Below are 13,113 nucleotides of genomic sequence, written 5' to 3' on the forward strand. Positions count from 1 at the left end.
TCGATGAAAGTGCTGTTCGGCATGGCGCTCCGGCAGACGACCGGGTTCGTCGAGAGCCTGCTACGGCTGGTCGGCCTGAACTGGACGGTGCCCGACTTCAGCAGTAAGCGTCCGGCCTGACCGCCCTGCCGCGTGGTGAAAGAGGCGGATAGTGTCCACCATTGATAGTGGACACTATGTGCTTCCGCACCTGACGGCAGCATCCTTATACCTGCGCTGGCAATGAGAAGCGCCCGCACCTCGTCGCGGTCCTGCTCGCTCATATCAGACACCTCAGGGAGCTTGGCTCGGGCGAACGTGACCTTCACACCGAACGTGACCTCAACTTGGTCCTCTGCGGTATCATCTCTGTTTTCCATGGTGAAACCTCAAGCCAAATCCGTTTCTGAAAAATCCCTACCCTTGTAGAGCAAGGGCACATGGTAGGCTTTCGCGCAGGCGTAGGAGAGCGCGTCCCCGAAATTGAGCTGCGCAGGGTGGCCGACGACCTTGCCGTAAACCGACAGCGCCCGGATCGATTCCTTCCCCATCCCCGTGGTGATGTGCATCTCTTGCGCTTCAGCCGCCTCGAAAAACCCGTCGACCAGCTCGGCCGCCGCGGCAAAGTCCTCGGCTGCCGCCGGGCCCTTGCCGCGGGCCTGCACCTTGGCCCTGACCAAGGCGAGCGTCGCTTCCATCCGCACGACCGGCGAGAACCGCAGCGTGCCGCGCGAGGCCTCCATCGCCTTCAGCAAACCGGGCGCTTCCGGCTCGTTCAGCAGCACCGCGACCACCGCGCTTGCGTCCAGGAACATCAGTCCTCGCCCCATTGCTCGTCAAAGAACGGCTTCAGGTCTTCGCCCGTGCTGACGAACCCCGCCTCGGCCGCGCGTCGCTGGATCCTCCCAACCCGATCCACAAGCCGTTCCTCGGCGGCAAGCGCCTCGATCTGCGCGGCAAGCGCCTTGCGCACCGCCTCGGACTTGTTTTTTACGCCGGTCATGGCACAGTATTTGGCGACAAGCGCGTCGATCTCATCGCCCTTGATAAGCATTGCCATCGGTCTATCCTTCATGGTATAGACGATATATAGATTTCAGTATATACTTTTGCAAGGAGGATGATTTGCGATTGATCTTCCGTCTCGGCATCGCCGGCGTCGCCGCCTATGTCTTCATGCCCGTCCTGCGGGACATCGCTGCGGTCGATCCCATGGGCAGCGTCGTCGCAGGCCTCGGGGCCGCCGTGGCTGCGATTGGATATGTCACCGCGTGAACCAGATCTTGATGAAGGAAAATCACATGATGGAAGCGATCACGAACAGACTGGCGAGCGTTGCGGGTCTTGTGGCCTACGTTTCGGTCGTCGTGTTCCCGACACTGCTACTGCTCTTCGCGCTCAGCCTGGACCTTTTGCCAACGGATCTGCCCACCTCCCTGGGCTTTATGGTCATCGCAGCGGTCGGCGGACTCGGGTTTTTCCTGGCTTCCCTCATCGAAATTCGTCCGGCACAGCCGAAGCGGAAAAGCGAGCCTGCGAAGTAGCAGGGCGTCTGCCCGCTTTGGCGGGCACCGCGTTCTAGTCCGGCCTGACGCCCGGACCCGAGCCAGACAGGGCGATGCGCCCGGCTGCGGCCGGTGCCTGCCCGTCTCGTCCCGAGCCAGCCATGCCCCTGCCGGTCCTGGTCGCCCTGCCCTGCCCGTCTCGGCCCTTCGGGTGACGCCCGCATGACGCGAGCAGGCGGCGAGCGAGACCCCAGGTATCGAGCGAGCCGCCTGCGGTAAGCTGGGCTGAAGGTTCGTCGGCGATCCCGGCTGGCGCCGGCATCCGGTTGATCCAGGAGCCGACCGGGGGGATCGACGCGGCCAGGCCCGCGCTCACCCCCCGGCCGACGGCTTTCCTTTTCGTAGTGTCCGCCCAGCACCCGCCTGCCGGCCGGTCAATGGGCAAGCGCCGCGCGTGCCGCGCGTCGTCGTCCAGCCGGGCCGTGTCCTCGGCGCTTCGCGCCTGCGGGCCGCACCACCCCGGCCTCCCGACCCTTGACAGTCCGCCAGTCGGCCGCGGGCAGGGCTGCGCCCTCCCCGCTTCGCTCCGGAAAAAGCACGGGGCTTTTTCCAGATCAAACCGGAGAGGCCACGCCCATCGCGGACAGGGGCACCAAGACCCCGCCGCCATCGCAAAAGGAAAGGACGCCGCTGTGGCTGTTTACGAAATTTCCATGACGACCGAGGACGGACCCGTCACCTTCCGGCCGGATGATCTGGATGAATGGCTCGATGAGATGGGCCTTGAAATCCAAGGCTACAACGAAAACCCACGCCAGCGCGAGGAACTGCAAGGCCAGCCCAAGATCGCCGGTCTCTATGGCCCTTTCTGGGGCGCCTACACCCATGATGGCGAGCCCGTCATCCGCTACGAAGATCCGCAACGCTACCGCGACTTGAGCCAGTGAGGGGGCAGAGCATGACCTTGCGCAATTATCCCGACCTGACGCGCGGCGAAGGCCGCTGGCTCAACCTCTGGGCCGCGTTCGACGCGACCGCCGAGTATCTCGGCACCTTCACCCTCGACCAGCTTCAAGAGAAGGCGAGCAGAGAAGGCAAATGGATCAGCGCCGTCCAGTATCGCCGCGCTGGCCAGCGCATCGACGAAACCGCCCTTGCGACCCGCTTCAACGGGCTTTGCAAGGGAGAAAGCCCTTTCGACTTCACCGGCTTCCGCATCTCGCCGGTCCGCAACGAATCCGATGATCCCGAATGCACCTGTTTCGAGGTTTGCGAGCCGGGCGAACAGGCATTCTGGTCCGTCTACGGCTTTCATGCTGAGGCGCGGGAATGGCTTCTGGTCCACGATTGCGAAGCGGGAGAGGAAGGCGAAATTCTGGCCCGTCTGGTCGACCTGACCGGCCATCTGGTCGAATATCGGGACGCCGGCAAAGCCTATGCCAACACTCGGCTGGCCGATCTGCCAGAGATCATCGGCCAGCGCATCCTTGACGAAGTGCCCGATCAGGACGACCCGGCCGCCCGGGCGGACGATGCAGACGCCCACCCCCTGACCGATCTGCGTGAGCGCATTCTGGAAGCCATCCAGCGCCGTGCCTGATCGACATGGCCGCGCCCGTGAGGCGCGGCCCCCTGCCCCGAGGATTTCCCATGTTCCACGACACCCCGACGAAGCCGGGCGCTTTGGTCGCGCCCTTGAACCTTGCCGCCATCTGCACCGCCCGCGACGCAGCCCTTGCCCGTATAGAGGAAGGCGCGGCCGTGTTGCGCGCCGCCTTCGATCTGACGCAGGAAGCCGCCCAAACCGCCAAGGGCGCGCATGGTGGCTGGCACTCGCCCCGCACCGACCGGGGCGAAGAGTCGGCGCGGGACCGGCTTTTCCCCGGCCGGTTCGATCCTGCCGATAGCATCGAGGCGTTCCGCCGCGACCTCGATGCCGCGATCTGGACCCGCCTGCTTGAGGAAACCGGCCTGCGCAAGATCATGGATGCCAAGGAGCGTGACGACCTGGACAGGGCCATGCAGGGCGAGGTGCCGCCGGCGACGATGGACAACATCACCGCCACCATCGAGCGGCTGATGGGCGATGCCGGCGTGATCTGGCGGCGCGGGGTCGCTCGGACCTTCACCCAACTGGACCGGCGTTTCCGCAGCCATGACGGGTTCAAGATCGGATCGCGCATCATCCTGACGCGGGTGTTCAACGAATGGGGCGGCTTTTCCTACGGTGAAATCCGCCAGGTCCTCTATGACATCGAGCGCGCCTTCTCGATCCTGGACGGCCAACCCGACCGTGCCGGCGAACTGGAGCGCGCGATCAGCATAGCCCGCCGCAACACCATCGGGCCGCGCCAGGACGAGATCGAGACCACCTATTTCAAGGTGCGTTGCTTCAAGAACGGCAATGCTCATCTCTGGATGGTCAATGACGAGCTGGTGCGGAAGGTCAACAAGACGCTGGCCGAATACTATGGCGAGGTTCTGGCCGATGCAGCCCCGAGGCAAGACCGCCCCGAGGATTACCGCCCCACGTCAACCGCCGTCGCCCGCGACCTGGCCTTCTATCCGACTCCGACCGAGGCCGTCGCCTTCCTGCTGGACGGGCTCTATCTGCGGGAAGGCCAGCGCCTGCTTGAGCCCGAGGCCGGAATCGGCAACATCGTGCGCGAGCTGCTGAAGCGCCCCGTCAGCGTCGATGCCGTCGAAATCCATCCCGGCCGGGCCGATGTGCTGCGCGGCATCGCCTCGGACCGGCTCAAGGTCAGCTGCGCCAATTTCCTTCAGATGAAGCCGCAGCCCGTTTATGACGCCGTGCTGATGAACCCGCCTTTCGCCGGCACCCACTGGATGAACCATGTCCGCCATGCCTTCGACTTCCTGAAACCGGGCGGCGAGCTGCGCGCCATCCTGCCCGCCTCGGCCGAGGTCAACGAAACGCCGGCGCACCTGAAATTCCGGGCATGGGCCGAAACCGTCAACCGGGGTTGGCGCGGCCTGTGGCGGGATCTTCCGGCCGAGTCCTTTGCCGAGGTGGGCGTGCGGATCAACACGGTTGTCTTGACGCTGCGCAAGCCGAACCGATAGCGTGAGCTACCTAACGCTTCTTCCTCTTTTGCGATGAGGAACACTTGCCCCCGCTTCGGCGGGGGCTTTTCTTTTCCCTGCCCTGCAACCGCGGCGACCTGGCCGGATGCAGAGCGGCGGGAGCAGGCGACGAGCGAGACCCCAGGTATCGAGCGACCCGCCTGCGGTAAGCTGGGCTGAAGGTTCGGCGGAGATCCCGGCTGGCGCCGGCATCCGGTTGTTCCAGGAGCCGTCCAGGGGGATCGACGCGGGCCTGGCCCGCGCTCACCCCCCGGCCGACGCCATTCCTTTTCGTGTTGTCCGCCAACAGACCGGCTCTGCAAAGTCAATGGACGCCATCGCCGTGCCGGGCCCGGACCCTCCGTAATTTTCTCCTGCGTCGAAAATGACGGTTTCCAAGCCCGTCACGGCGACAAGCCCCCCTCGGGGGGTGGCTATGACTTTGCCGATCCGGCCCGTGGGCCGGGCTTCGCCCTCACCCACTCTGTTCCGCCGGAAACATGCGTTTCCGGCAGATCAGATCGGCCGAGGCGCAGCCCATCGCGGACAGGGGCACCAAGACCCCGCCGCCATCGCAAAAGGAATGAACCATGGCCGTGAAATTCGACCTCTACCAGCATGTCACCGATCAGATCATTGCCAGCATCGAGGCGGGCACCCCCGCGTGGCGCAAACCTTGGACGGGCGAGGCTGCCACTATGCAGATGCCGCGCCGCGCCAATGGCGAAGCCTATCGCGGTATCAATGTCCTGATGCTGTGGCTGGTCGCGATGGAAAAGGGCTATCGGGCGGCGCACTGGTTCACCTACCGTCAGGCGCAGGAGCATGGTGGGCAGGTCCGCAAGGGCGAAAAGGGCGCTATGGTGGTGAAATACGGCACATTCGAGCGCGAAGATGCCGAGACCGGCGAGGACAGGAAAATCCCCTACCTGAAAGGCTACACGGTTTTCAACGCCGAGCAGATCGACGGCCTTCCCGAGAAATTCCATGCCGCCCCGGCCGAGCCGGCACGCGACCTTGGCACCGAGGCCGATCCCCGGCTAGACGCCTTCTTTGCTGCCACCGGCGCCGACATTCGCACCAGCGACGATCCGCGCGCCTACTATCACCCGGCGCAGGACTTCATCCACATGCCGCCGATCGCCACCTTCCACGACGCCGGCCGCTACTATGCCACTCTTGCCCATGAGGCCTGCCACTGGACCGGCCACAAGTCCCGGCTGGATCGGTTTTCCCGCTTCACCGACCGCAAAGCCTATGCGTTCGAGGAACTGGTCGCGGAGATCGGGAACTGCATGACCTGCGCCAGCCTGGGCCTGACCCCTGATTTCGGGCAATCGGGCGCCTATGTCGAAGGCTGGTTGCGCGCGCTGGCCGATGACAAGCGGCTGATCTTCAAGGCCTCGTCCGAAGCGCAGAAAGCGGCCGAGCTGCTGTTGAAGGCCGCAGGCGCCACCAGCGAGGAAAGGGCGGCCGCATGAGCGGCCCCCAACCAGACAGAAGGTCCGATAGCATAATTGACCCTGTTGATGAGCTGCGTTCCATCTGGACCGAAAAGGGCGTTCCCGCAGATCGACAAGCCGAGATCCTGGCCGAGATCGAAAGGCTGGCGCAACCCGGGGCGAAGATTGGCCCCTTCACCATGCCAAATAAATAGCTCGTATGTTGTTGAAGGCCCCTGCCCTTTCGGCCCCTCAAATGGTCTGGCCCGGCGGATCGACCGCCGGGCCAGACCATTGCGATATGAACAATTGTTTCATTGAAACAAAGCATTATTCTGGAAGTCCGCAGATGGTCGGCAGTCTGAGGACTGCCGAAGACTTTTCCGGGCCTGCGGCCGGCCGGCCACCGCCGGCTGAATTGAGGCGCGGNATTGCGATATGAACAATTGTTTCATTGAAACAAAGCATTATTCTGGAAGTCCGCAGATGGTCGGCAGTCTGAGGACTGCCGAAGACTTTTCCGGGCCTGCGGCCGGCCGGCCACCGCCGGCTGAATTGAGGCGCGGCAAGCCGCGCCGCGTGATGGGTTGCGTTCGCCACGCAGGCCCTGGGCGGGACCAAGGCAGGAACGTCGAAGCCGGGCACGAGCACTGAATTGTCCACAGAACTCCCTCACGCTCCTTCGCTCTATGATGGCACGTCCCGTTCGGTCGGCTGCAAGGCCGAGGCGCTAAGGCGCCCCGGCTGGACAATTCAATCGGGAACGTTCCTCTGGATGCGCAAGTTCAGTAGCCTTTCTGCGTCAGGTAACGGTCCAGGCTTTCGATGAACTTTACACGCGTCCATCGCGACATGGGCGCTTCCAGCCCGGTCATGTCCTCGGGGTCGATCTCGGCTGCCAGCTTGGCATAAGCCTCTGCGCTGACCATCATTGTCGTATCGAAATTGTAGCTGGCATCCGATATGCGCTCATGCGGTATCTCGGTATAGCGGATGCCTCGCTCGATCTGCTCGATCAGCACCGGGCGAAGCTCCTGAAAGCCCTTGCGGATAACCGCGCCCACCGGACAGCGGGCCTTTGTCGCCCAGACCTCGGCACGCGAAACAAGATCGGTAGGCATGCGGAAGGTGACCCGGATCTTCTTCTTCTCAGCATCTTTCATCCCTGCCCTCTTTTTTTGCGATGCTACTGCCGCACCCGGTGCCGGTGCTACAGCTTCGCGCTGCGCCTCGCTCGTCGTCTCGGCGACAGGCTTTGTCTGTTCCCTTGGTGTCACAGCTGGCTCGATCTTTGCAGGCTTTTCAGCGGGTGCGGGAGTCGGGGCCAGGCGTTCAGGCTTCTTCGCGACGGTCGAGGCCGGATTCGGATCGGCCGCGCCTGGCTTCTGGCTCGTAATCGGTGCTGCTGGCTTTGACGTGTTGGGCAGTTCCGCCGTGATTTCGAGGCGACGCGCAAAATTCGGGTCACGTTTTGCGATGATCCCGCGATCCTTCAACCTCGCCATTATTCATTCTCCTTGATGATGCGGTCAAATTCATCGAGTAGATCGCCCATCTCCTTGATGCCGTCCTGTAGTGATTTTGCGAGCGACCTGTTTGGATGCTTGTCGCGCACGACACCGAGCAAGCCGCTGTCGTTCATGCGTTCATAACATGCCCTCACCAGCACGAAATCATCAAGCATCGGCAGGCTATCGAACATGATGCCCAACTGCTGGCTGGCGGATTCGGTTATCTTCTGCGGAACATGGCTGCCGATGACGCGGAAAGGCGGGACGTTTTCCGGGCGGGTGACGCGATCCTTGAGCCTGACATGCCACATACCTGTCTCCGTGGTGTCGCGCACGTCCTGGGACGATGGGCGACACGGGGCGACGATAAGGTGTGCCTCCATGGCCATTTCGTCATGCGCTTCGGAGCCGCCGCCGAAAGTGTCGATCAGGATCAGGTGATCCTCTTCAGGCTTCTCATAGATCGCATTGATTGCAGAAATGACCTCTTCGGCCGAGAGTGTTGCGATGACCTCTGCCTTATCATGCCAGTAACCCTGTGCACTTGCATCGTTCTTCCAATGGTAGATGCCGGCGTTGTCGTCGGTGTCAAAGATTGTGACGCGCTGGCCGCGGTCAATGGCAACGGACGCTAGGCCGCGCACGAGGGTCGATTTCCCGCAACCACCCTTCTTGTTCATGACGGAGATGATCCGTCTGCCAACTTTTTTCGCCATCAGCTGTCCCTCATCATTCGATCTTAGGCACCGACAACCGGAAACCTGCATCCATTTTGCATAAACCATAGCGCAACATGCGCAGACCTGCAACGGCAATGCCGCAACCAAAATACAACAACCGGCAACCGTCAGTCGAAAAACGTTAACGGCAATAAAATGTCCGAAAACCGTAGTACGAAAACCGTAAACGCGAAAGCATCATACTATGTGCGACAAGCAACAACCGCAAAACAGGAACGCGCAAGCCACAACCGTTATACGAAATATAGCATCTGCAACACAACAAAAGACAAGCTACAAAGAGCAACCGGCAAACGCAATGCGTCAACAAGCATACAACATCTGTCAACGTGCAACCGACAACCGACAACACACTATCCAACGATTAGCTCCAGGAGCCGCAGAAAGAGGCCGCAGAGAGGCCTCTTCGTCGGCTGCTCTGGTTTCCTTCGGAAAGTTAGGAGGCGCGTCCTGCGGTCGCTTGAGGCGGCGCCGCGATGCGGCATGCTGTCACCTGGGCAGAAGCAGGTCTCTTTGTGCCGCACCGGACAACATTTCTCACGCCTGACAAGGGGCTGCCTGCGGCAGCGCATTTGTCGTTGTTTAGGGGCCGAGAGAGAGTTATCCTGGCACAAAGAGGAAGTGGCAGGAAATGCAGAATGTATACAATGCTTACTGCCCAGGTGACGGAGTGGTTTCGATTGGCTCGAAAGACCTTGACCAAGGCCCAGAAGGAGGAAGCTCTTCGTCAGCTTAAGGCGGGGGGCGCAGTTTCGACCGTCGCCGATGCCGTGGGCGTACCAGCTGCCACGATCTCGAAGGAAAGAGCCCTGCGCGTTAGGCAGTCGGAGGCCACGACTACCTATGGAAGTGTCGTCACCGTCCGGCTTTCGCCTGAAGAAGTTCGTCAACTAGACGGGCTGAAGGCCGTCCTCGGCACGGATTCCCGGTCCGATGTTCTGCGTAGTTTGCTGCGATCAGGTGTCGGTATGATCGAGTTTCCGCCAGACCAGGCCGCGAAGATCGAGGAAATCAGGCACGAGCTTCACAAGATCGGCGTCAACATCAATCAGATCGCCTTCGCCGCGAACGCGAAAAAGATCAAGCTCGCGAAGGGGCACATGGGTGCGCTCGACGAGTTGCGCGCAGCCTTGCCCCAGGTCCGCACCTACCTTCAGGCTGTCGTAAGCGAGCAACGCCGGCGTGGCATCAGACTGTTCCGGGCCTTCGTGGAGGCCAACCAGTGACCGGGATCGCCAGTATCCTCGTCGGCGAACTCGATCTGTCGGCCCGGAACTGGGGCAGGTCGTATACCGAGCTCGAATTTTATCGAGCCGAGCGGGACCGCATGGTCGCGGCGAAGCGTGAGAAGTTTCGCCTCCAAGCCAGTGCACAAAACCTCTGGCGAGTCGCGCAGGGGTCGAACTCTGCGGTGCTTAAGAGGATTCACAATGGCGGCACCCATACGGCCAAGCAACTTTCCAACCAGCTTGATTACCTGTTCGGCAAGGCATCCACGATCTTCGGTAACATGATCAATCATGACCCGGACGCGCGCACGCTGTCGCCGGATGAGCGGAAGGCAATCGTGGAGCAATGGTCGGACGAATGGACCGGAGATCCGAAAAACGGTCATACCACCCATCTTCTGATCAGCTTCCCGGCTGATGTTGGTGCCAGGCGCATCCCGCCGATCGTTGAGCAATGGGCCGCCGAACTGTTCCAACAGGGTAGTCGCGTCGAAGGAGAAGAATGGGCTTATGTCGCGGCCCTTCATACCGACAGGGCTAACAAGCACGTCCATATCGTCATCAACAACCGTGGCCTGGAAAACGACACCTGGTTTTACATGGCAAAGGGCCATGCCTTTGATCTTGACGATATGAAGACGCGGTTGGTCGAGATTGCAGCCGATCACGGCATGTTCCTGGACAAGAGCAGTCGTGTTGATCGCGGTATCATGACTTATGGGCCATCGCGCTCCGAGATCGAGCGTGCCGGCCGTGAGGGCCGCGCGCCTGTTGAGCGGCCCAGGCAGGGCAGGGCGCTTGCCGATGCCATGGAACAGGTTGAAGAGAACGCACGGATGCTGCGCAGCATGGCATCCTTCGCGTTGATCATCAGCGACGAGGACCTGGCGCTGAAAATCGAAGCGGCCGCCGAGACCCTTGAGAATGGCGGTATCATCCACCCCCGAAATCAGGAGATCATCATGGATGCCGAGACCATCAAGACACGTGGAGACCTAGCCTCATCCTTCGGCAAATGGCTGGACGACACAGAGAAGGACATCAGCAGGCTGCCACATGCAGAGCAGCGCGAGATGCGCAGCGAATTTTATCAGATCGCCGCTGAAATCGTGCGCGATCTCGGGGATGACCGCGGTGCGCAGCTGATGCACCACGAGGCCCGCACCGCGCTGTATCAGACCCAGATCACGTCCGACACTGTGTCCGGGATAGGCCAAGAGAAGCAGGTCGGGGAAGATGGTGCCCGCGAGATGAAATCCAGGATCGAGCACCTGGCCGAGGAAGCGGGACTGGATCGGGCCAAGATCAGCGAACGCATGAACCTCGGCGCGGCGAACGCCTGGCAGGAGCGGGAGTGGATCAAGGAGGACCTTCTTGCCGTCGCCGACGCCAAGAAGATCGACCTGTCCAGCGAAGAGGGCAGGGGACGCGTGGCTGACATTGTGGACGGGTTCTACAACGCCGCCGCGAAAGTGATTTCCCAGGCCATTCAGGTCGACCTGACGCCGGAGAACGACCGCCTGACCCGGACCCTTGGCCACATGGCCGACAGCCTGGGCAAGCACGGCAAGGTCGAGTTCCAGAACGACGATGACGCGCGACGTTTCGGCCAGGACTTCCGCGAGCGGTATGGTCAGGACAGCATGACCCGGATCGCCGAAGGCGACACAGGTGCTTTGGCAGTCGATTTCCCTGACGAGAACCGCCGCCGCGACGTCGCCAAGGCCGTGGTCGCTGCCGCCCGCGTTCATCAGCCGGTCGGACTGACGCTTGAGCAGGTCAAGCAAGCCAACGAGCGGTTCGCAGAGCAAGAAAGTGCAGAGCTGGATCATACCCGCAACAAGGATCTCGGACACGAGCTCTGAGGGCCATAGTATATAGTGTGATGCAATGAGGCCCGCGCAGCGCGCGGGCCTTGTTTTCTTTCTCGCCGGTCCTGGCGCTGGCCTACTTGCTCAGCTTGGCCTTCAGCCGATCCTGGAACCTCTTCGCCTTCTCTATCCTGGCCTGGTCGTCCGGTCGAAGGGCTTCGCGGGCCTCTTCATCGGTCAAGATTGGTTTCGAGCCTTCAACCTCTGCCATGACCGACCTGGCTGCGGTTTTATGTGTTGTAGGTTGTTGGTTGCCGTTCTGCGGTTGTTGTTTCGTGTATGGAATGGGCTGGAACTGCTCGATGCGGGTTTGAAGCTGCTCGATCTGCTGCTGCATGGCCTGCATCGCGTGACGCTCATCCGGGTAGGGCAGCGGCCCTTTCTGGGCGTCCATGATCTTCTGGAAGAACGGATCTTTGAAATAGACGATCCGGTCTGCGAGGATAGCGTGCTGGCGCTCGGGGATCAGGATCACCTTTGTCGGGTCAAGCTTTTTTACCTCGTCCGGGGTGAGCAGGGGCCGCTCTTCATTCCGGCGCGAGACGGAACGTCGGCGCATGCCCTTGCCATCCGAGGAATAGCTGTCGCTGACCGAAAGCCTGGTCGTCTTGCCCAGTGCATCCGACACCTCGGCGGCGGTCTTTTTCTCGTTCGGGCTGATGAACAGCTTCATGCCGGCGGCCGACTCGATGGAAAGCCTGTCGTTTTCCTCGTAGATCTTGTCCAGGCCGGGTATCGACTGCGTGATGATGGAAACACGTCCTCCATGGCCGGCCAGCTGCTTCAGGGACTGGACTACGATGGGCATCTTGCCCAGCTGGTCGAACTCGTCCATGAGGATCATGACGGGCCAGGGCTCCGTCTTTGGGTTGGGCAGCGTCGCACGCAGGGTCGCGATCAACTCGCCGAACAGCAGGCGCAGCAGAGGCGCGAGAGTGATGATGTCGTCGGAATTGACCACCAGATAGACGGATTGCGGTTCCGAGCGCAGCGTCTGCCAGCTGAAATCATTGCCACTGGTCACTCGGTCGATCTGGGGGTTGACCCAAAGACCGAGGCCGGCACCCTTCAGGACGGAAACGTATGACGACAGGGTGCGGTCCGCATAGCCGCTGAAATCAGTGAAAATGTCTCTGGTTTGTGGGTGGCGGGTCTCTGCGGCGCGATTCTTGTATTCGGCTGACTTGTCGGCACCGCCGAAAAGGATCCGGGTGATCTCGCCGATCGTCGGCCTGCCGCGCTCGATGGCCAGCATCCCGCCGGCGACGAACAGCTCGCGGGCGCCAACGATGAAGTCGGTCGCGCCGCCTTTCTCGCTGGTTGTCAGGAAATATGTTGCAAGCTTGCTGAGCTCTGTGAACTGCTGGTCGGTGTTCTTCAGCCGCGCGATCCGTTCTAGAGGGTTGTAACGGTGAGACTGGTGCTCGAAGTCGAAGGGGCTGAAATAGAAGATCTTGTCACCCTGCGCATGCCTGTAGCGGGCTGTGGCCTCGAAGATTTCGCCCTTCACATCGAGGATCACGCATGATCCCGGGAAAAGCAGCGTGTTCGGGATGACATAACCGACGCCTTTGCCCGCCCGTGTCGGCGCCACCATCAGGCAATGTGGAAACTTGTTCCAGTCGGCGGCGACGAAGCGATTCAAGCCGAGTGAGAACGGCGGTGAGAAATTAGGCCACGGAAGCGGCGGCATGGAGCTGCTGCGGGCGGCGTAAAAGTCGTCCACCCTTTCCCTTTCTGCGACAGCAGGGA

Annotated in this window: 13 protein-coding genes and 1 pseudogene; 9 read left to right on the top strand and 5 right to left on the bottom strand. The window is 61.6% G+C overall.

Features of this window, described 5'->3' with window-relative positions; translation table 11 throughout:
- Nucleotides 1-105, top strand: a pseudogene (locus ACDP63_RS22805) (transposase); the annotation flags it as partial.
- A 263-nt stretch (nucleotides 106-368) separates the two neighbouring features.
- Here the strand turns inward: ACDP63_RS22805 and ACDP63_RS22810 are convergent.
- Both ACDP63_RS22810 and ACDP63_RS22815 read right to left on the bottom strand, forming a co-directional pair.
- Nucleotides 369-794 carry a type II toxin-antitoxin system VapC family toxin gene (locus ACDP63_RS22810; RefSeq protein ID WP_409928703.1) on the bottom strand — a complete coding sequence of 142 codons (426 nt, stop codon included), beginning with the start codon at nucleotides 792-794 and terminating at the stop codon, nucleotides 369-371.
- Complete coding sequence (locus tag ACDP63_RS22815) at nucleotides 794-1,039, bottom strand: type II toxin-antitoxin system VapB family antitoxin (RefSeq protein ID WP_010400651.1); 246 nt, start codon at nucleotides 1,037-1,039, stop codon at nucleotides 794-796. Before ACDP63_RS22815 ends, ACDP63_RS22810 begins: the two co-directional genes overlap by 1 nt.
- A gap of 65 nt (nucleotides 1,040-1,104) precedes the next feature.
- Between ACDP63_RS22815 and ACDP63_RS22820 the strand changes: the two genes are divergently transcribed.
- From ACDP63_RS22820 to ACDP63_RS22845, 6 genes are all read left to right on the top strand, one after another.
- Nucleotides 1,105-1,254 carry a hypothetical protein gene (locus tag ACDP63_RS22820; protein WP_179922351.1) on the top strand — a complete coding sequence of 50 codons (150 nt, stop codon included), beginning with the start codon at nucleotides 1,105-1,107 and terminating at the stop codon, nucleotides 1,252-1,254.
- 26 nt (nucleotides 1,255-1,280) lie between these two features.
- On the top strand, nucleotides 1,281-1,523 hold the full coding sequence (locus ACDP63_RS22825; RefSeq protein WP_243786402.1) for a hypothetical protein: 243 nt from the start codon (nucleotides 1,281-1,283) through the stop codon (nucleotides 1,521-1,523).
- A gap of 653 nt (nucleotides 1,524-2,176) precedes the next feature.
- On the top strand, nucleotides 2,177-2,431 hold the full coding sequence (locus tag ACDP63_RS22830) for a hypothetical protein (RefSeq protein WP_074991552.1): 255 nt from the start codon (nucleotides 2,177-2,179) through the stop codon (nucleotides 2,429-2,431).
- Nucleotides 2,432-2,442: 11 nt separating this feature from the next.
- Nucleotides 2,443-3,084, top strand: a complete 642-nt coding sequence (locus tag ACDP63_RS22835; protein ID WP_409928704.1) for a hypothetical protein — start codon at nucleotides 2,443-2,445, stop codon at nucleotides 3,082-3,084.
- A 50-nt stretch (nucleotides 3,085-3,134) separates the two neighbouring features.
- A complete protein-coding gene (locus tag ACDP63_RS22840; RefSeq protein ID WP_409928705.1) occupies nucleotides 3,135-4,568 on the top strand; it encodes a DUF4942 domain-containing protein in 1,434 nt (477 codons plus the stop codon).
- Between the two features lie 590 nt (nucleotides 4,569-5,158).
- Nucleotides 5,159-6,049, top strand: coding sequence for an ArdC family protein (locus ACDP63_RS22845; protein WP_409928706.1), 891 nt, complete (start codon nucleotides 5,159-5,161; stop codon nucleotides 6,047-6,049).
- Nucleotides 6,050-6,795: 746 nt separating this feature from the next.
- Here the strand turns inward: ACDP63_RS22845 and ACDP63_RS22850 are convergent.
- Together ACDP63_RS22850 and ACDP63_RS22855 are read right to left on the bottom strand one after the other, a co-directional pair.
- Nucleotides 6,796-7,515, bottom strand: coding sequence for a hypothetical protein (locus ACDP63_RS22850; protein ID WP_243786146.1), 720 nt, complete (start codon nucleotides 7,513-7,515; stop codon nucleotides 6,796-6,798).
- The gene (locus tag ACDP63_RS22855) at nucleotides 7,515-8,237 is read right to left on the bottom strand and encodes an AAA family ATPase (RefSeq protein ID WP_243786145.1); all 723 of its coding nucleotides are present in this window, start codon (nucleotides 8,235-8,237) and stop codon (nucleotides 7,515-7,517) included. The genes ACDP63_RS22850 and ACDP63_RS22855 overlap by 1 nt, the downstream gene beginning before the upstream one ends.
- Before the next feature lie 662 nt (nucleotides 8,238-8,899).
- On the opposite strand from ACDP63_RS22855, the gene mobC reads away from it, so the two are divergent.
- Both mobC and ACDP63_RS22865 read left to right on the top strand, forming a co-directional pair.
- The gene (gene mobC, locus ACDP63_RS22860) at nucleotides 8,900-9,487 is read left to right on the top strand and encodes a plasmid mobilization relaxosome protein MobC (protein ID WP_409928707.1); all 588 of its coding nucleotides are present in this window, start codon (nucleotides 8,900-8,902) and stop codon (nucleotides 9,485-9,487) included.
- On the top strand, nucleotides 9,484-11,355 hold the full coding sequence (locus ACDP63_RS22865; RefSeq protein ID WP_409928708.1) for a relaxase/mobilization nuclease domain-containing protein: 1,872 nt from the start codon (nucleotides 9,484-9,486) through the stop codon (nucleotides 11,353-11,355). Before mobC ends, ACDP63_RS22865 begins: the two co-directional genes overlap by 4 nt.
- Before the next feature lie 82 nt (nucleotides 11,356-11,437).
- Here the strand turns inward: ACDP63_RS22865 and ACDP63_RS22870 are convergent.
- On the bottom strand, nucleotides 11,438-13,113 hold a 1,676-nt coding region (locus tag ACDP63_RS22870; protein ID WP_409928709.1), incomplete at its 5' end, for a type IV secretory system conjugative DNA transfer family protein.

It is taken from the genome of Paracoccus sp. P2 (assembly GCF_046335115.1).
GTDB classification, from domain to species: domain Bacteria; phylum Pseudomonadota; class Alphaproteobacteria; order Rhodobacterales; family Rhodobacteraceae; genus Paracoccus; species Paracoccus pantotrophus.